Source organism: Bacillus sp. Bos-x628, from assembly GCF_040500475.1.
GTDB lineage: Bacteria > Bacillota > Bacilli > Bacillales > Bacillaceae > Bacillus > Bacillus maqinnsis.
Genome location: NZ_CP159358.1, coordinates 993,658 through 1,012,021, shown reverse-complemented (window position 1 = coordinate 1,012,021; position 18,364 = coordinate 993,658). Strand labels below are relative to the sequence as shown.

Below are 18,364 nucleotides of genomic sequence, written 5' to 3'. Positions count from 1 at the left end.
AAGAAATAGACGTGGATGACAAATCCACGTCTATTCGTATAGAGGAAAGGAAGTGAGTTCTCTTGCTAAATCGTGAGCAATTAATATCCATTCGTAGAGATTTGCATCAAATTCCCGAGCTTGGTTTCCAAGAATTTAAAACACAAGCCTATCTTCTTAAGCACCTTCAAACATACCAACATGATCGAATTGAAATCGAGACATGGCGGACAGGGCTCTTTGTTAAAGTGAAGGGAACGAGTCCATCACGCATATTTGCTTATCGTGCAGATATGGATGGTTTATCAATACATGAGGAAACTGGCTATTCATTTGCTTCTGTGCATGAAGGCAACATGCATGCATGCGGACACGATCTTCATATGACCATTGCCCTTGGCATCATTGATCATTTCGTTCATCAGCCAATTAAAGAGGATCTGCTGTTTATCTTTCAGCCGGCAGAAGAAGGGCCAGGCGGGGCTGAACCAATGCTTAGAAGTGATGTCCTGAAAAAGTGGACGCCAGAGTTTATCACAGCATTACACATAGCACCTGAATACCCAGTCGGTACGATTGCGACAAAGCCAGGACTCCTATTTGCCAATACGAGCGAATTAGTGATAGACCTGGAAGGGAAAGGCGGGCATGCAGCTTACCCGCATTTAGCGAATGATATGGTTGTGGCTGCAAGTGCCCTCGTAGGTCAGCTACAATCTGTCATTTCACGTAATGTCGATCCTCTTGATAGTGCTGTGATCACAGTCGGAACAATTACAGGAGGAACTGCGCAAAATATCATTGCTCAGCATGCGACGCTTGACGGGACTATTCGTACGCTGTCACCTGAGTCAATGGAAAACGTCAGAAGACGAATTGAATCACTTGCAAAAGGAATAGAGGTTGGCTATGAATGCAAAGCGACAGTTCGTTATCCTTCATCATATTATGAAGTAGTAAATTCAAAAGACCTCACAGAAGCATTTATGTCATATGTAGCAGAAGAAGGGTTAGCGAATGTCATTGAATGCAGAGAAGCAATGACAGGTGAAGATTTTGGCTATATGCTGAAGGAGTATCCAGGGTTTATGTTTTGGCTTGGTGTAGATTCAGAATATGGCCTTCATCATGCAAAACTCACACCTGATGAACAAGCTATTGAAACGGCTGTGAATGTGATGACGGCCTATTTTAAAAAGCAAGCAGGAGAATGAATAATCGAGCACCGACCAGTACACCTTATGAACAGGAGGTGTTCTTGATTATGACAAGAATTGGTGTAGAACCATCATTATCTGATGTAGAAGAATTATTGAAGCAAAAAGGATATGACGTCGTGCGTATTCAAAATGAACAGCAAATGAAGCAGTGTGACTGCTATGTAGTGACAGGTCTAGATTCGAATGTTCTTGGCATTTCAAATACAGAGACAAAGGCATCAGTCATTAAAGCATCAGGCATGACCGCTGATGAAATTTGTCAAGAAGTAGAACAGCGCGTACAGTAAAAATAACAAAAAGAACCGGAAGAGAATTTATCATCCCGGTTCTTTTTGCGTATCGAGAACTTCTTTCACTTTTTTACGAAGGATACGTTCGACCCGCCACTGCTCCATTGTTTCAGTTTTAGCAATAATACGAAGAACGAGGGAGGATGAACCAAATGCTTCAATTCCTAAAACCTGAGGTCCTTCAATAATCTGGGGTGTTTCTTCTCGAACTTCATCACAAGCCGCTTGTAATGCTGTGATCATCTGATCAACATTTTCATCGGGAGATAATTCAATATCAACGAGGGCCTGCATCGTACCTCTTGAATGGTTGCTCACATTTAGTATACTTCGATTTGGGATGAAGTGAAGAGTTCCATCAAAGCTTCGAAGTTGTGTTGTTCTTAGCCCGATTTGTTCGACGATGCCGTCAGAGCCTCCAACCGTAATATACTCACCCACATCAAATTGCTTCTCTAGTAAAATAAAGAACCCTGTCACAATATCACTAACGAATCCTTGGGCGCCAAAACCGATTGCAAGCCCGGCTACACCTGCCCCAGCGAGCAGAGCAGTAGGATTATAATGAAATAAATCAAGAATCATGACAACCAGCATAAAAAATAATAAGTAGGCGAAGATATTCAGCGTTAGACTTTGAAGGGTTTGCGCCCTTGATAAAGAGATTTCATGTTTTTTGGAAAAATTTTCATAAGCACGCTTGATCATCTTGTTTCCAATCGCCCTGATGATAAAATAAATTACAAAAATACCAATTAATTTTAGCAAAATGAAACTGATGTTGATGAGGATGGAAAACCAATCAATTTGTTCAAAACCTTTCATTTGTTCAAAACCTTTCTATGTATTCTCTTAAGAGAAGCTTATCATTTGTTCCCTTATACAAGTCATGTTAAACTTTTTGTTAGATAAAATGCGGGGTTCGATTCACATTGTTAATTAAATTTATTATTAATTAATATTGACTAAAAATTGCTTAAGTATTATAATTATATATGTGAAGTTATTAACTAAATGAGAATTTCATCTTTTGATTCTCATTTTCTATACAGCATAGAAGTCTGTATAAAGATATTATTTAATGGAGGGATTTACATATGGCAGAGCGTTTTGTAGGAAAACAAGCACCACGTTTTGAAATGGAAGCAGTACTTGCAAACAAGGAATTTGGTAAAGTAAGTTTAGAGGAAAACATGAAGAAGGACAAATGGACAGTTCTTTTCTTTTATCCAATGGATTTCACATTTGTTTGTCCAACTGAAATTACTGCAATGAGTGACCGTTACGATGAGTTCGAAGATTTAGATGCAGAAATTATTGGGGTTTCTACCGATACAATTCATACGCATCTTGCTTGGATTAACACGGATCGTAAGGACAATGGTTTAGGCGAATTAAAATACCCGCTAGCTGCTGACACGAACCACAAAGTATCTAGAGACTATGGTGTTTTAATCGAAGAAGAAGGAATTGCACTTCGCGGGTTATTTATCATTAACCCAGAGGGCGAAATTCAATATCAAACAGTATTCCACAACAATATCGGTCGTGATGTAGATGAGACATTACGTGTTCTTCAAGCATTACAAACTGGTGGACTTTGCCCAGCGAACTGGAAACCAGGTCAAAAAACACTTTAATTGATAGCTGAAGAAACAGGAGGGTCTAACTGATGTTAGACCTTTTTGTTTCGACGCATACAATGAATGGAGGAGGTTCAAAATGAAATTACGTCAACCGATGCCAGAACTGACTGGTGCGAAAGAATGGTTAAATGGAGAAGTTTCAAAAGAAGAACTTATTGGCGATAAACCAACATTGATACACTTCTGGTCAATTAGCTGTCATCTTTGTAAAGAGGCAATGCCACAGGTCAATCAATTCCGTGATAAATACAAAGATCAATTAAACGTTGTGGCGGTGCATATGCCACGTTCAGAAGACGATTTGGATATAGAGAAAATCAAAGAGGTTGCCAAAGAGCATGAAATTACTCAGCCGATTTTTGTGGACAGTGATCATCAATTAACAGAAGCCTTTGAAAATGAATATGTACCTGCGTATTATGTATTTGATCAAACAGGTGTTTTACGTCATTTCCAAGCTGGTGGAAGCGGTATGAAAATACTTGAAAAACGTGTCAATCGCGTTCTTTCTGAGTCTGAAAAGGCAGCAGAATAGGATTCTCCCCCATCAATGGGGGTTTTTTCATGGGTAAAAATAGGAAAAATGTTGCATTATGTTGCATTAGATGGGAATTTATTGTATCTGTTCTTTTTAAGAAAAGAAAAAATAATGGATTTCATAAAAAAATTTCGAGCAAAAAAGGCATTATGACCTATTTACATTCTCTTTTGAAATGGAAATGTAAAGATATTAACTTTTTATTATTCAGAACGTTTTTGCACAAAAGAAATTTCAGTTTGGTAAATAACTATATAAATCAAGTGTTATAACCGTTTATTCAAATTTTTTACAATATTTTAAGGTCTGTCAAAACCCTATAGTGTCAATGAAATGGATGCCCATTTTTCCTTCTGGACAAAATTTTAGTTGAAAATACCTATCTGTTAGAAAACTGTAAAATGATAAAAAAATAGTTGATAAAATTAGTTTTCTAATCTAATATTTACTATAGAATATTTTTTATATGATGAGGGGGAAATCCATTGTTTAATGAGAGGGAAGCGTTACGTTTACGATTGGAACAATTAAACGAAGCAGAAGTGAAGGTCATTCGTGAATATCAAATTGAACGTGATACCATTTATGCGAAGTTAAGAGAATTAGACCGTCAAGGAACAGGTCTTGTAACAGATACAAAAAAAGAGATGCGTTCTGATAAAAAAACGGATTCACTGCCTGTATTAGCAGAGTTGGCTGCACAAGAAGTGAGAAGCTTTCAACAACAACAGACACAGTCAAACGCTACATCACCTTTAGGAACAGGTCAGCTTAATGGTGCACCTGTAGGTATTCCTGAAGGATCAAGACGCAGAAGAGGAACGGCTCGTCCAGGTTCAAAGGCAGCTAAACTTCGTGAAGCAGCGATCAAAACATTAAAGCGTCATAATGCGGCCATTAAAAGCTCTGAGCTTCAAAAAGAAATTGAAAAAGAGAGCGGACTTGAAATTCCGAATATGACAACGTTTATGCAAAGTTTAATTAAAATGTACCCAGAAGTGAAAAAGCCTTATCGCGGACAGTATATTTTAGAAGGCGACATTCAAACAGAAGAGGAATAAAAAAGAAACTGCTTGGCGTGAAAGCCAGCAGTTTCTTTATTTCTTGATTGATGGAAGATCCTTTTTTTGATTGACGGTATATACAATACGGCGCTCCTGATGCATGTCATCACGCTGTTTTTTAAATCCGTCGATTTTCACCGTCATGATCTCTCCGTTACGCAAAACAGCATCAACCTGTGATTGGAGTATCTGTACTTGCTCATTTAACGTTTTCAGAATAGGCTCAATTTGTTCAGTCGTTTGCAGGATAGGGTCTTGTGAAAATGGCTGGACTTTTGTTTGTTCTGATCTGTCAATATCAGCAAAATGTGATGCGATCCATTCTTCGCTTTCTGCTAATTGCTTTTGATAGCTCGTGAGGGTTTCATAAAAAATCGCTTCTTTTGCTTTCTCGATTTGCAGTAATTTTTCTTGCGTTTCATAGAAACGTTGCTGAAGGTGTTGAACGCCTTCTTGCAAGATATGGAGCTCTGTCTTTTTTTCAGACAATGTTTGTTGAAGCTTTTCAACAACCGAAGCTAATGTATTTCCTTTTTTCTCCTCTTTTGCAAGCCGTACATCTTGATCAAGCAATTGTTCTTTTAATTGTTTTGAGAGCTCTTTGTATTTCACAACCTTCAGATGCAATCGGTGTTTTTCCTCTGTTTCTCTTCCTCTTTGATAGGTTTCCTTTTGAAGCATCTCATGGAGAAGGACGATTTTATGTAACAATTCTGCTTTGCTATAGGAGAGATCCTGTATTTTAGATGTGGCATCGTCTTGGAGAATGGTCATTTCATCCAATTGGTGTTTTAATTTAGTGAAATTCTTTTTCATCTCATGATATTCTTGTGATAACTTCTTATTTTTCTGATACGTATACGTTGACTGTAAATCAGAAATTATTTTTTGATACTTGGCAGATTCGGCTTTTAAGTATAAATTTTCTTGGGATATATCATGGAATAGGGGAGATGCATGTCGACGGCTCATAGATGACCCTCCTTATTCATGTTACCAATAAAGTATGCAAAATCAAGGTGATTAGAACAACCATGTGAAGGAGGACGCAATTGTGGAAATAGTGAATGTCATTTTGGCAGGCGGGATGTCTAGACGTTTTGGAGAGCCGAAAGCAAGCTACTTCTACAAGGGGAAACCGCTTTATGAGCATGTCAAAAAGCAGCTTTTAGACGGGCGTGTGACCATTATTAGTCACCCTGAACTTATCCCTTTTTTTCAAGGAAGAAGTGAACAGAATGTCTGGTTAGATGATGAACATGTACGTGGACTTGGACCGCTTGCTGGCATATATACCGCAATGCAAAAGCAAGAAGCCGACTGGTATATGGTGACTGCGTGTGATATGCCGTTTATTCGAAAAGAGACAGCGGAGAAGTTATTCTCTTATTGTGTTGAACATGTAGATGCCGTTGTCCCGCAAATACACGGGAGATTACAGCCCCTATTTGCATTGTATCATCGCCGCACTTTTCCGCTCATTCACCAATGTTTGAAAGAGAAGCAATTAGCGATCAAAGACCTGCTTCAAAAGCTTAAGGTACATGTTGTATCAGAAGAGGAACTAAAAGTGACATCTATTGAATTTCAAAATATTAATAAAAGAAGCGATTTACCTGATGAGCGGTATGATATGATACATAAAAAAGATTGGGAGAGAACAACATTGCAAGAGCGATATTCAAGACAAATCTTGTTCCCTCCAATTGGAGAACGAGGCCAGTATGCTTTACGTGATAGTCATGTGCTGATTGTTGGAGCAGGCGCACTGGGAACCGCTTCTGCTGAAGGGCTTGTTCGATCTGGGATCGGCACTTTGACCATTGTGGATCGTGATTATGTGGAATATTCAAATTTACAGCGGCAGCAGCTTTATACGGAAAGTGATGCAAAAGAACATGTGCCAAAAGCGATTGCGTCAAAAAAACGTCTTCAAGAGATCAATCGTGAAGTGAATATTCATGCCTTGATTGAAGATGCGGGAGCAGAACGGTTAAGACCGCTATTTCAACAAGCAGACATTGTCATTGATGCAACAGATAATTTCGAGACAAGAATGGTGATAAATGATTTGTCACTTGAAACGAATACACCGTGGATTTATGGAGCCTGTGTGAGCAGTCAAGGGATGTATATGGTTATTTTACCGAATGAAACACCGTGTTTATCATGTGTATTTCAAGCCATGCCTGCCAGAGGCGTAACCTGTGATACGGCAGGCATTATTGCCCCTGCAGTTCAAATGGTTTCTGCCTATCAGCAAACAGAAGCACTCAAATACTTGACAGGGCATCAAGAACAAATAGAGCGGAAATTTGTCACCTTTGATGTATGGCAGTCTACATGTTTTAAAATGGATCTTTCTCATATCCGGCAGGAGGACTGTCTCTCTTGCGGTAGTAATAGAACCTATCCTTATTTAGATGATCAGCGTAAAAAGACGACAGTTCTTTGCGGAAGAGACACGGTTCAAATCATTTCAAAGGATTTAGCTAGTCTTTCATTTCAGCACATGAAAGAGCGCCTGTCACCAATTTGTGAGGTGGAAGTCAACGACTTTTTAATGCATATTCGCTTTGAAGAATACCGAATCGTGATTTTCCAAAGAGGGCGTGTATTAATCCATGGAACGAATGAGGAAAAAGCAGCAAATTCATTACTAGCAAAATTGCTAGGCATATAGGAGTGAGATGTGATGGAAAGACGACAGCCAATTCCGGTAGAAGAGGCGGTGAAAAGAGTCATCCAATATAAGAAGCATGGAAAAGTGGAATGGGTTCCTCTAAAGGATAGCCTTGATCGATTTATTGCTAAAGATATTTTGGCTGACCACGATGTCCCTGCTTTTGATCGATCTCCGTATGATGGCTTTGCACTTCGAGCAGAAGATACAAAAGAAGCTTCAAGTGACCATCCAATTGAATTTGAGGTGATTGATCATATAGGTGCAGGGATTGTTTCAAGTAAAACAATCGGTCCTTTCCAAGCTATTAGAATTATGACAGGTGCCAAGATTCCAGCTGGAGCGAATGTCGTGATCATGATCGAATTAACGAAGACGTTTGAAAAAGACGGGAAATCTTTTATGTCTTTAAAAAGACCTCTTCAAGAAGGGGACAATATTTCTCGACAAGGAGAAGAAACAGTCAAAGGACGAGTCATGGTGAAAAAAGGGACGAAAGTGACCCCAGGTGTAATCGCAATATTGGCGACTTTCGGATATGCGGTCGTTCCCGTTGTCAAAAAGCCGGTCGTTGGTGTTATGTCTACAGGCACAGAGCTTCTCCAAGTGAGTGATACCATGGTGGACGGCAAAATCAGAAACAGTAATCTAAGTATGGTATACGCACAAGTCCTTCAAGCAGGAGGAGAACCGCTTGATTTAGGTGGTGTATCCGACGATTTCGATCAGAGCTTTAAGGCAGTGAAAGCGGCTGTGAGCAAGGTGGATGTGCTCATCACAACCGGAGGGGTTTCGGTTGGTGATTTTGACTTTCTGCCTGCGATTTATCAAAAGCTTGGTGCCGAGGTACTATTTAATAAAGTCGCCATGAGGCCTGGGAGTGTGACGACCGTTGCTGTGCTTCCAAATGGTCAATTGTTGTTTGGACTGTCAGGGAATCCAGCCGCCTGTTTTGTCGGCTTTGAGTTATTTGTCAAACCCATCATTTTATCGTGGTGCTTAAAAGACAGCCCATTTCCTTCATTCGCTGAAGCGACGTTGACACATGATTTTCCAAAGGCAAATCCTTTTACCCGATTTGTAAGAGCGAAACTTCAGTTCGAAGGTAGCCATCTGAGAGCAACTCCAACAGGTCTTGATAAATCTAGTGCGGTGACATCCATTGCTGATGCCAATTGCTTTATTGTTTTGCCTAGGGGAACAAGGGGCTTTCAAGCAGGAGATCAGGTAAATGTTTTACTGTTTCAGGATGAAGGTGGTGGTTCTAAATGTTGGATGACAAATTAAGCATATTACAAGTGGTTGGTTACCAAAATAGCGGGAAAACCACATTGATCGAAAAATTGTGCCAACTAGCAGATCATGAAAAGCTCAAACTGGGCTGTTTTAAACATCATGGACATGGCGGGAAACCTGATCGTCTCATAAAAGGGAAAGATACGGATCGTTACGTTCAAGCAGGCGCATTTGCTGCTGGTGTTGAGGGAGAAGGAGACCTTCATTTTACAATTCAGCAGATAACCTTAGATCAATTGCTCGCAATATGTGAACATCTTCCATTAGATGCTGTCGTTATAGAGGGCTATAAACAGGCATCTTATCGTAAAATCATTTGTGCTAAAAATGAGCAGGAGCTTAAGGATCTTTCAAAGCTATCTCATGTACGAGCTGCAATCTATTTTTCAAAAGAGAATCAACTGAAAGAGGACTATTCGTTTCCAGTATTCTCAGCGTTCGAAGACCATGGAACTGAATTTGTTTTTAACTTATTGAAGGAGACAGGCTGATGAACGGACTGTTTAAAATAACAAAAAAGTCAATTGATGTGAATGAAGTGATTCAACATGTAATAAGCCGAAAAGCAGGGGCCATTACGACTTTTATCGGGACTGTACGAGAGTGGACAAATGGCAAGAAAACATTGCGTTTAACTTATGAAGCATACGTACCGATGGCCGAAAAAATGTTAAGTCAAATCGGACAAGAAATAAAGGATAAATGGCCTGATACTGTAACGGCTATTGTGCATCGCATTGGGACACTTGAAATATCCGACATTGCTGTAGCCATTGCTGTTTCCTCTCCTCACCGGAAGGCAGCCTATGAAGCCAATGAGTATGCAATTGAACGTATAAAGGAAATGGTTCCAATTTGGAAAAAGGAATATTGGGAGGATGGAGAGGCTTGGATTGGTGATCAGCTTGAAACCGTCTCTTATCCTGAAGGGAAACCAAGTGCTCTTCAACTAAATCAGAAAGAAGGTGATCAGCATGATTAACGTGTTATTGTTCGCCGGCCTTGCTGAGAAGGCCGGTAAACAACAAGTCATCATTCATAAAGAAAAAACAACGGTTGATGAGATTAAAATAGAATTACAGGAGGTATATGGTGTTGATTCTGTGCAAAACGTAATGGTTGCAATCAACGAAAGATATACGAGGGATAATGCTGAAGTGCGTAGAGGGGACACTGTTGCACTCATTCCTCCTGTAAGTGGTGGATAATAGATATTAGAGGATTTGGTTATAGCCGGTGGCTGTAACCAACTTTTTTATGTGTGAAAAGCTTGTAGAGGTACTTGGGTGTGATCTTCGTAAATAAAACATCCCCTTCGTGCTTTTGAAATGTGTGGGTCGAGTTGTTGAATCAGGTCATATAATTCACTAATTCGCCTTACATTAAAATCTGTTCTAGCTTGAAGCTGTTCCTTTAATTCTTTTGTGCTCACAATGCTGCCCTTTTTTTCTTTAATGATATCTACACATCTTGCTGCGTAGTATATTTTGTCATTAGAGGGTTTGCTTTCTTTCATATCAAGCAATTTCAGCTCGTGATAAATCATTTCTCGTTCCTTGCGAAAGTATTTCCATGCTTCTTGTTCCTTTTCATAAAGTAAAATCAATTGCATTTTCAATTGTTCTCTTAACATTCACTTGACTCCATTTCTACTATCATTTAATCTACCTCTATTTTACATTATATGAAAAAATAACTTTTGATCAAGCGAAATCCCTTTGTTTTTATTCTTTTAATATGAAAGTATTGATTCTAAAGACTTATTCGTTCTGTAAAAGAAACAAATGATAGTCCCGTCAAGTCGAGACTTGTCGACATTACTAGGATTATTTTAACAAAAAAATGTTGTATCTAACTGTGACCATCTGTGAAAGAAAAGGATATTTATTCCGAATAGCATAATGTTTATTTTATCAATTTTTTTATAAGTAAAATGCATGCATAGGTGATGAATCGTTATTTTACGATATGAATATGGCATTATCATGAGGTCATTTGGAGGATTTAAATAATGAAAAAAGAATAATAGATACATCAATTTCTCAATGAAAATAAGAAAATCAAATGTTTTATCACGTAACTGGCAATCTTTTGATAAAATAGAAGTTGTATAGATGATCGTGAGACAGAAAGGATGACATTCATGAGAGAAAAAGATCAAAAGCCTACTATATTAGGGGTTAGCACAAGACCAGTTGAACATCTGAAGAGAGTGTGGGAGTACCCGATAATTTGGTGGCCTTTATTTTGTATATTCGTATTATCAGTGTTTTCCACTTATTTATCAGAGATCGTAAATGAAGGAATGTGGGCAGATTTAGGTGTTTTTACTCCATTTGTATATGTGATTGTATTGATGGGACTTTTACTTGGGATCGTGATCAATGCTGGGATATATAAATTGATTGTATGGTTAGCAAAGGGAGACGCAACGTTTAAACAGTTGTTTTCAGCTACATTGTTTATTACACCTATTACCATTATAGGCGTTATCATCCAAAATATGGCGGTGGTATTTTTTCATGTTCCAAAGGATGTCACTGTGACTTCATTAAATGCACTCATCCGACTTCCTGATCAATGGCACGCAGTTTTAGGTAATATTGATATTTTTGTCATTTGGAACCTTATCTTAACAGGTCTTTTATTGACACAAGTCGGCCGTATGTCGAAAAGAACATCTTGGCTCATTGTCGGAGTCTTTTATTTACTTTCTTTGATCTTTCAGTATGTAGGATCCACAATCAACATTTCAGTAAGCTGGGGGTAGTATGTATTCATGAAAAAGAAAATCATCATAGGATCGGTCTTTATTATTGTCATTGGTCTATTTATTGGATTTAACATCGCAAAAAATCAATCAACACCTGCTTCTACAGCAGAATTTAAAACAGTCAAACTTATGCCAAAAGAAATAAGGTCTAAGGTGATGACACCTGGAACACTTTCTTTTTCCGAGGAACAATTCATCTATGCTGAAGAGGAGAAAGGTGAACTGAAAAGAATTGCGGTAAAAGAAGGTGAAAAGGTAAAGCCTGGAACACCACTCCTTATATATGAAAATAAAGAACTTGACATTGAACAAAAGCAGCAAGCATTGGCTGCTGAATCAAGTGCTTTAAAAATAGAACAATTACGCAATAGACTCAATAAATTAAAACAAACAAAAGTAAATGAGACAAGCTCTTCTCTTAAGAATGAGCGAGATCAGCTTGAATTAGAGTTGAAAGCAGCTGAGTTAGAGCAAAAACAAGCAGAACTCAATCAAGAAAAAGTAAAAGGGAAAATGGACGACTTAACAATACATAGCAAGATAGAGGGAACAGTGATTTCTATCGAGCAAGAGGCAGTCGCAGAGAAATTGGAAGAGAGACAGCCAATTATACATATTGGCAATGAGAAAAAAATGATGGTGCGAGGTCTTATTTCTGAGTATGATGCCATTAAAGTCAAAAAGAAACAAAAAGTAAAAGTGACATCCGATGTGATTCGCGGTAAGAGCTGGCAGGGAGTCGTAAAGAAAGTGGGGTTTGTTCCTGCTCATGCAGCAGCGGGCACTGAGACAAATGCGACCGATCAAACGGTTCAGTACCCAGTTGAAATTGAAATTAAGGGTAAAAAACCTGATGCAAAGCTAGGCTTTAAAATGATCATGGAAATCGAAACGGATCATCGTCAAGCGCAAACCATTCCAGACACAGCAGTGAAAAAAGAAGACGGTGAACAATACGTATATATTGTTCAAAAAAATCAATTGAAAAAAGTAAAGGTAGAGCTTGGAGAAACATCTGGTCATGATGTTGAGGTGACAAAAGGATTAACAAAAGAGGATCAAATCATCGCTAATCCGGTAGCCGATATGTATGACGGAATGGAAGTGAATGCTGAATGATTCAGCTTTCAAACGTTACAAAGAGCTACCAAGTTGCACAAGAGACATTTGATGTATTAAGTGAGATTAATCTTGTCATTGCAAAAGGTGAATATGTCTCGATCATGGGGCCATCTGGCTCTGGAAAGTCTACTTTAATGAATATCATCGGCTGTCTAGATCGCCCAACATCAGGGCAGTACCGCTTTCAAGGAAGAGAGCTATCAATTGCAAAAGATCAAGAACTTGCGGTCATTCGAAATCAATCGATCGGTTTTGTTTTTCAACAATTTCATTTATTGCCGAGATTAAATGCAAGACGTAATGTTGAACTTCCGATGATTTACTCTGGAATCAGTCAAAGAGAAAGGAAAGAACGTGCAGAAAGCGCACTTGAAAAAGTAGGCTTGACCGATCGAATGAACCATATGCCGAATGAGCTGTCAGGAGGTCAAAAGCAGAGGGTGGCCATTGCGCGGGCGATTGTCAATGAACCTCAGCTCATCTTAGCAGATGAACCGACAGGCGCTCTTGACTCAAAAACAAGTTTCTCTATCATGGAACAGTTTACACAGCTGAATATGGAAGGAACAACGGTTGTTCTTGTCACTCATGAAGAAGAAATAGCTGCATTTACGCATCGAACGATTATCGTTAAAGATGGACGGCTCGTTGAAGAAAGATTGAAACAAGGGGAAGCGATGAATGAAACTCTTTGAAAATATTAAAATAGCGCTGAATTCTGTTTTAGCTCATAAATTACGTTCTATTTTAACGATGTTAGGAATTATTATCGGTGTTGGCTCAGTCATTGCAGTCGTCGCCATTGGCCAGGGTGGTGAGCAAATGCTAAAAGAATCAATTTCCGGACCAAACAATACAATCGATATGACCTATACACCTTCTGATGAAGAATTGAATGCGAATCCAAATGCATTATTAGAAGCTACATTTACTGAAGAAGACATACAGAAAGTCAAAACAATTAGTGCCGTCAAGCAGGTCGCTTCCTCGAATGCACAAGGAATGAAATTGAGATATCGAGATTCAACAATAGATGCTACTGTAAATGGAATTAATGAAGGGTATACAAATGTACATTCATTACAAATAGCAGAAGGACAAAATTTAAGGGATATTGACTTTAGGAGCGGGAGAAGAGCGGCTATTATTACAGAGGGGGTTGAAAAAGAGCTGTTTAACGGAAAAAAAGCAGTAGGCGAAATGATCTGGATGAATGGTCAGCCAGTTGAAGTCATCGGTGTGTTAGCTAAACAGAAAGGTCTCTTTTCATTTGACATGAATGAAATATATGTACCATTTGCCATGCTGACCTCCACTTTCGGTTTAAACGAATACGATAAAATGTCGATTCAAGTAGCACATGCAGACCAAATGAAGGAAGTAGGAAATACTGCAGCCGCGCTTTTAAATAAAAATCATCATACCGAAGATGCCTATGAAATGATGAATATGGAAGAAATAGCTGCAGGCATCGGTCAAATTACGTCGGTGATGACAACAATCATCGGATCCATTGCTGGCATTTCATTACTTGTCGGCGGAATCGGTGTGATGAATATCATGCTCGTTTCTGTTACTGAACGAACAAGGGAAATTGGGATTAGAAAGGCTCTTGGTGCGACCAGATCACAAATACTGGTTCAATTTTTAATTGAGTCTGTTGTATTGACACTCATAGGCGGGTTTATTGGGATTGCACTTGGCTTTGGTGTTGCATCGCTTGTATCACTCATTGCAGGCTGGCCATCCCTTGTGTCGTGGCAAGTTGTTTGTGGCGGCGTTCTGTTTAGTATGCTGATTGGCATCATTTTTGGGTTAATTCCCGCAAATAAAGCGGCAAGACTTGATCCTATCGAGGCTCTAAGATATGAATAATGTTGAAAAGCTTTTATGCGAGTGGCATAAAAGCTTTTTTAGGTCGTTTGAATGAAATAAAAAATGAAAGAAATGCTAATATCATGATATTCATCTTAATGTCACATATTTTTCAGTTTACAAATGGTACATATAAAGGTAAGATGACCATTGTGAAAGATTTTGATAGTTTTTGAATGTATTTGATTGTTTTGTATTGATAATGTCGAAAAAAGCGATTACAATAAAGGTGCGCGCAAAATGAATACGTTTTCAAAAGGGGGTGTTTTCAATGTTAACTCCAGAAAGACATCAACTCATTATCGATTACCTAGAAGAAAATGATGTGATCAAAATACAGGACTTAACAAGTATGACTGATGCCTCAGAGTCCACAATCAGAAGAGACTTATCAGCCCTTGAAGAGAAAGGCTTTCTTAAAAGAGTACATGGAGGAGCAGCCAAAATTTCAAACATTCGACTTGAACCTGACGTTTTTGAGAAATCAGCCAAAAACCTTCATGAAAAGTCAATCATTGCTCAAGAAGCCGCAACTCTTTTAAAACAGGGCGATTGTATTTATTTAGATGCTGGTACGACTACACAGCAAATGATTGAGTATATAGATCAGGATCAAGATATTGTCGTAGTGACAAATGGTGTGATGCACATTGAAGCACTCATGAGAAAAGGGATTTCTTTTTACCTGATAGGCGGATTAGTGAAACATCGAACAGGTGCCATGGTGGGAGCCGCAGCTCTGACGGCTATGGAAAATTACCGTTTTGACAAAAGTTTTGTTGGGACGAACGGCATTCATCCCGAGGCAGGTTTTACAACACCTGATCCAGAGGAAGCGCTCATCAAAAAAAGAGCCATGAAGCAGGCGAAAAAAACCTATATCTTATCAGATGCCTCAAAGTTTGGCGAAATATCGTTTTCAGCCTTTGCTAATTTACAGGAAGCAACCATTATCACAAACGACACTAAAGAGGATTCATTCGATAATTACCACGAAAAAACGGTCATAAAGGTAGTGAAAACATGATTTATACAGTAACCCTAAACCCTTCTGTTGATTACATCGTACACGTTGAGGATTTTGCTGTCGGCGGTTTAAATCGTTCAACCTATGACAAAAAATACCCAGGCGGTAAAGGTATCAATGTATCAAGGCTGTTAAAACGTCACGGTGTTGAATCAAAAGTACTTGGATTCATTGGCGGATTTACAGGCAAATATATTCAAGACTTTTTACAAAACGAACAATTGCAAACAGCCTTTCAAGAGGTGTCAGAAGATACACGAATTAATGTGAAATTAAAAACAGGTGAAGAAACAGAAATTAACGGTATGGGTCCAAGTATTACAGAAGCGCAATTCGAGTCGTTTCTAGCCCAATTTACCTCCTTGACTGAAGGAGATATCGTTGTTTTAGCAGGTAGTATCCCTTCGTCATTACCTCAAAACACGTATGAGCGTATTGCGGAGGTTTGCGAGCATAATGGAGGACGTGTTGTGTTTGATATATCAGGTGAAGCCTTAAAAAAGGCGGCGAATTTGAAGCCGTTTTTGATGAAGCCAAACCATCACGAATTAGGTGAAATGTTCCAGACTAGCATTTCATCAGTTGAAGAAGCCATTCCTTATGGCCAAAAGCTGTTAGAGCAAGGTGCAGAGCATGTCATTGTATCCATGGCAGGAGACGGAGCCCTTTTATTTAGTAAAGAAGGGGTTTATCAATCAAATGTTCCAAAGGGAAAACTCATCAATTCAGTTGGTGCAGGTGATTCAGTTGTTGCAGGTTTTTTAGCAGGCGTTTCTAAAGGTCTTTCTATCGAGGATTCATTTAAGCTTGGTGTGACATCAGGAAGCGCTACAGCATTCTCAGAGGAACTTGGTACAAAAGAGCTTGTCGACAAACTATTACCTGAAGTAAAAGTCACACGTATTTAAAGGAGGAGTCAGCATGAAAATCACAGAACTACTGACGAAGCACACGATAAAGCTTGATTTAAATAGTCAGCAAAAAGAAGATGTTATTGATGAGCTGGTTACTGTATTAGATACAGCCGGCAAATTAAATGATAAAAAAGGTTACAAAGAAGCCGTGATCAATCGAGAAAAACAGAGCTCTACTGGTATTGGCGAAGGAATTGCGATTCCTCATGCAAAAACAGCAAGTGTCAAAGAGCCTGCCATTGCATTTGGTCGATCTATTGTTGGTGTAGACTATGAATCATTAGACGGACAACCAAGTCATCTCGTTTTTATGATCGCAGCGACTGAAGGTGCAAACAATACGCATTTAGAAGCCCTTTCTCGTTTATCTACGCTGCTTATGCGCGAAGAAATTAGAAAACAGCTTCTTGAAGCGAAATCGGAAGATGAAATCATTGAAATCATCAATACGCATGATAAGGATGATGAAAAAGAGGAAGTAAAAGAAGAATCAACGACAGAAGGAAAGCCTGGCAAAATTTTAGCTGTTACAGCTTGTCCAACAGGGATTGCTCATACATTTATGGCAGCAGATGCGCTAAAAGAAAAAGCCAAAGAAATGGGCGTAGACATTAAAGTTGAAACAAACGGTTCTAGTGGTATTAAACACGCTCTCACAGCAAAAGAAATTGAAGAAGCACCAGCGATCATTGTCGCAGCTGACAAGCAGGTCGAGATGGAACGATTTAAAGGCAAACATGTCATTGAAGTACCTGTTACAGCGGGAATTCGTCGTCCGCAAGAATTGATTGAAAAAGCGATCAATCAAGATGCGCCGATTTATCAAGGATCTGGCGGCAGTTCTGCAAAAGATCAAAATGAATCTTCAGGCAGTGGAAGAAGTGGATTTTATAAACATTTAATGAGCGGTGTCAGCAACATGCTTCCGTTTGTTGTTGGTGGCGGGATCTTAGTTGCGATTTCATTTTTCTGGGGGATTAATTCTGCAAATCCACATGACCCTTCATACAATTCATTTGCCGCTGTATTAAAAGGAATTGGCGGAGATAATGCGCTTGCCTTAATCGTTGCTGTTTTAGCTGGATTTATTGCGATGAGTATTGCAGATCGGCCAGGTTTTGCACCAGGTATGGTCGGAGGATTTATGGCCTCTACTGCAGGTGCAGGATTCTTAGGTGGTTTGATTGCTGGTTTCCTTGCAGGATACATTGTAGTGCTACTGAAAAAAGTATTTACGTTTGTTCCGCAATCACTAGATGGTATTAAACCGGTTCTATTGTATCCGTTATTCGGTATTTTCTTTACAGGCATTATCATGCATTACGTCGTAAATACACCTGTCAAAATGGTGATGGACGGATTAACGCACTGGCTTGAATCACTTGGAACTGGAAACCTTGTATTAATGGGCATGATCTTAGCTGGTATGATGGCAATCGATATGGGTGGTCCGATTAACAAAGCAGCTTACACATTTGGTCTTGCCATGATTGCTGCTGGCAACTATGCACCGCACGCTGCCATTATGGCAGGGGGAATGGTTCCGCCGCTAGGGATTGCACTTGCTACAACAATTTTCAAAAACAAGTTTTCAAAACGTGATCGTGAAGCAGGGATTACATGTTACTTCATGGGAGCAGCTTTCATCACTGAAGGAGCTATCCCATTTGCAGCGGCGGATCCTCTGCGCGTTATTCCTTCAGCGGTCATCGGAGCAGCGGTAGCAGGTGGATTAACGGAATTCTTTAGAATAACACTTCCTGCACCACATGGAGGATTATTCGTTATCTGGGTGACAAACCATCCAATTCTTTATATCATCAGCATCTTAATTGGTGCCATTGTGACAGCACTATTACTCGGTATGTTGAAAAAACGAGTCAAACAAGAAGCATAATTTAAAAAGAAGCATCGCAAAGAGCGGTGCTTCTTTTAGT

20 protein-coding genes and 1 pseudogene are annotated in these 18,364 nt (G+C 39.2%); 18 read left to right on the top strand and 3 right to left on the bottom strand.

Annotation, left to right across the window (positions count from 1 at the left end; genetic code table 11):
- Nucleotides 1-62 precede the first annotated feature (62 nt).
- Both ABVJ71_RS05290 and ABVJ71_RS05285 read left to right on the top strand, forming a co-directional pair.
- Nucleotides 63-1,193, top strand: a complete 1,131-nt coding sequence (locus tag ABVJ71_RS05290) for an N-acetyldiaminopimelate deacetylase (protein ID WP_353855944.1) — start codon at nucleotides 63-65, stop codon at nucleotides 1,191-1,193.
- Nucleotides 1,194-1,243: 50 nt separating this feature from the next.
- Nucleotides 1,244-1,486 carry a YkuS family protein gene (locus tag ABVJ71_RS05285; protein ID WP_353856567.1) on the top strand — a complete coding sequence of 81 codons (243 nt, stop codon included), beginning with the start codon at nucleotides 1,244-1,246 and terminating at the stop codon, nucleotides 1,484-1,486.
- Nucleotides 1,487-1,516: 30 nt separating this feature from the next.
- On the opposite strand, the gene ABVJ71_RS05280 is transcribed toward ABVJ71_RS05285, so the two are convergent.
- Entirely contained in the window at nucleotides 1,517-2,314 is a 798-nt protein-coding gene (locus ABVJ71_RS05280) for a mechanosensitive ion channel family protein (RefSeq protein WP_353855943.1), read from the bottom strand.
- A gap of 272 nt (nucleotides 2,315-2,586) precedes the next feature.
- On the opposite strand from ABVJ71_RS05280, the gene ahpA reads away from it, so the two are divergent.
- The 3 genes from ahpA to ABVJ71_RS05265 all read left to right on the top strand — a co-directional run bounded on the left by ahpA (nucleotide 2,587) and on the right by ABVJ71_RS05265 (nucleotide 4,734).
- Complete coding sequence (gene ahpA / locus ABVJ71_RS05275) at nucleotides 2,587-3,129, top strand: biofilm-specific peroxidase AhpA (RefSeq protein ID WP_353855942.1); 543 nt, start codon at nucleotides 2,587-2,589, stop codon at nucleotides 3,127-3,129.
- A gap of 82 nt (nucleotides 3,130-3,211) precedes the next feature.
- Nucleotides 3,212-3,670, top strand: coding sequence for a TlpA disulfide reductase family protein (locus ABVJ71_RS05270; protein ID WP_353855941.1), 459 nt, complete (start codon nucleotides 3,212-3,214; stop codon nucleotides 3,668-3,670).
- 488 nt (nucleotides 3,671-4,158) lie between these two features.
- Complete coding sequence (locus ABVJ71_RS05265; RefSeq protein ID WP_353855940.1) at nucleotides 4,159-4,734, top strand: hypothetical protein; 576 nt, start codon at nucleotides 4,159-4,161, stop codon at nucleotides 4,732-4,734.
- A 36-nt stretch (nucleotides 4,735-4,770) separates the two neighbouring features.
- Here ABVJ71_RS05265 and ABVJ71_RS05260 read toward each other — a convergent pair whose 3' ends face one another.
- Complete coding sequence (locus ABVJ71_RS05260) at nucleotides 4,771-5,709, bottom strand: sigmaE regulated sporulation protein (protein WP_353855939.1); 939 nt, start codon at nucleotides 5,707-5,709, stop codon at nucleotides 4,771-4,773.
- A gap of 115 nt (nucleotides 5,710-5,824) precedes the next feature.
- Here ABVJ71_RS05260 and ABVJ71_RS05255 point away from each other — a divergent pair.
- The 6 genes and pseudogenes from ABVJ71_RS05255 to moaD form a co-directional block, all read left to right on the top strand.
- Nucleotides 5,825-6,214: pseudogene (locus tag ABVJ71_RS05255) on the top strand (molybdenum cofactor guanylyltransferase); the annotation flags it as partial.
- A 189-nt stretch (nucleotides 6,215-6,403) separates the two neighbouring features.
- Nucleotides 6,404-7,420: a MoeB/ThiF family adenylyltransferase gene (locus tag ABVJ71_RS05250; RefSeq protein ID WP_353856566.1), complete on the top strand. Its 1,017-nt coding sequence runs from the start codon at nucleotides 6,404-6,406 to the stop codon at nucleotides 7,418-7,420.
- Nucleotides 7,421-7,429: 9 nt separating this feature from the next.
- Nucleotides 7,430-8,707 (top strand): gephyrin-like molybdotransferase Glp, encoded by a 1,278-nt coding sequence (glp, locus tag ABVJ71_RS05245; protein ID WP_353855938.1) that lies wholly within the window; start codon nucleotides 7,430-7,432, stop codon nucleotides 8,705-8,707.
- Nucleotides 8,689-9,207, top strand: coding sequence for a molybdopterin-guanine dinucleotide biosynthesis protein B (gene mobB, locus ABVJ71_RS05240; protein WP_353855937.1), 519 nt, complete (start codon nucleotides 8,689-8,691; stop codon nucleotides 9,205-9,207). The genes glp and mobB overlap by 19 nt, the downstream gene beginning before the upstream one ends.
- Entirely contained in the window at nucleotides 9,207-9,698 is a 492-nt protein-coding gene (locus tag ABVJ71_RS05235; RefSeq protein ID WP_353855936.1) for a molybdenum cofactor biosynthesis protein MoaE, read from the top strand. Before mobB ends, ABVJ71_RS05235 begins: the two co-directional genes overlap by 1 nt.
- Complete coding sequence (moaD, locus tag ABVJ71_RS05230; RefSeq protein ID WP_353855935.1) at nucleotides 9,691-9,924, top strand: molybdopterin converting factor subunit 1; 234 nt, start codon at nucleotides 9,691-9,693, stop codon at nucleotides 9,922-9,924. Before ABVJ71_RS05235 ends, moaD begins: the two co-directional genes overlap by 8 nt.
- Before the next feature lie 47 nt (nucleotides 9,925-9,971).
- Here the strand turns inward: moaD and ABVJ71_RS05225 are convergent, their stop codons facing one another.
- Nucleotides 9,972-10,349: a hypothetical protein gene (locus tag ABVJ71_RS05225; RefSeq protein ID WP_353855934.1), complete on the bottom strand. Its 378-nt coding sequence runs from the start codon at nucleotides 10,347-10,349 to the stop codon at nucleotides 9,972-9,974.
- A 510-nt stretch (nucleotides 10,350-10,859) separates the two neighbouring features.
- Between ABVJ71_RS05225 and ABVJ71_RS05220 the strand changes: the two genes are divergently transcribed.
- From ABVJ71_RS05220 to ABVJ71_RS05190, 7 genes are all read left to right on the top strand, one after another.
- On the top strand, nucleotides 10,860-11,486 hold the full coding sequence (locus ABVJ71_RS05220; RefSeq protein WP_353855933.1) for a YIP1 family protein: 627 nt from the start codon (nucleotides 10,860-10,862) through the stop codon (nucleotides 11,484-11,486).
- 9 nt (nucleotides 11,487-11,495) lie between these two features.
- On the top strand, nucleotides 11,496-12,608 hold the full coding sequence (locus tag ABVJ71_RS05215) for an efflux RND transporter periplasmic adaptor subunit (protein WP_353855932.1): 1,113 nt from the start codon (nucleotides 11,496-11,498) through the stop codon (nucleotides 12,606-12,608).
- A complete protein-coding gene (locus tag ABVJ71_RS05210) occupies nucleotides 12,605-13,306 on the top strand; it encodes an ABC transporter ATP-binding protein (RefSeq protein ID WP_353855931.1) in 702 nt (233 codons plus the stop codon). Before ABVJ71_RS05215 ends, ABVJ71_RS05210 begins: the two co-directional genes overlap by 4 nt.
- Entirely contained in the window at nucleotides 13,293-14,486 is a 1,194-nt protein-coding gene (locus tag ABVJ71_RS05205) for an ABC transporter permease (protein WP_353855930.1), read from the top strand. The genes ABVJ71_RS05210 and ABVJ71_RS05205 overlap by 14 nt, the downstream gene beginning before the upstream one ends.
- A 271-nt stretch (nucleotides 14,487-14,757) precedes the next feature.
- A complete protein-coding gene (locus ABVJ71_RS05200) occupies nucleotides 14,758-15,513 on the top strand; it encodes a DeoR/GlpR family DNA-binding transcription regulator (RefSeq protein ID WP_353855929.1) in 756 nt (251 codons plus the stop codon).
- A complete protein-coding gene (gene pfkB / locus ABVJ71_RS05195; protein ID WP_353855928.1) occupies nucleotides 15,510-16,421 on the top strand; it encodes a 1-phosphofructokinase in 912 nt (303 codons plus the stop codon). Before ABVJ71_RS05200 ends, pfkB begins: the two co-directional genes overlap by 4 nt.
- A 13-nt stretch (nucleotides 16,422-16,434) precedes the next feature.
- Nucleotides 16,435-18,324 carry a fructose-specific PTS transporter subunit EIIC gene (locus ABVJ71_RS05190; RefSeq protein WP_353855927.1) on the top strand — a complete coding sequence of 630 codons (1,890 nt, stop codon included), beginning with the start codon at nucleotides 16,435-16,437 and terminating at the stop codon, nucleotides 18,322-18,324.
- Nucleotides 18,325-18,364 lie beyond the last annotated feature (40 nt).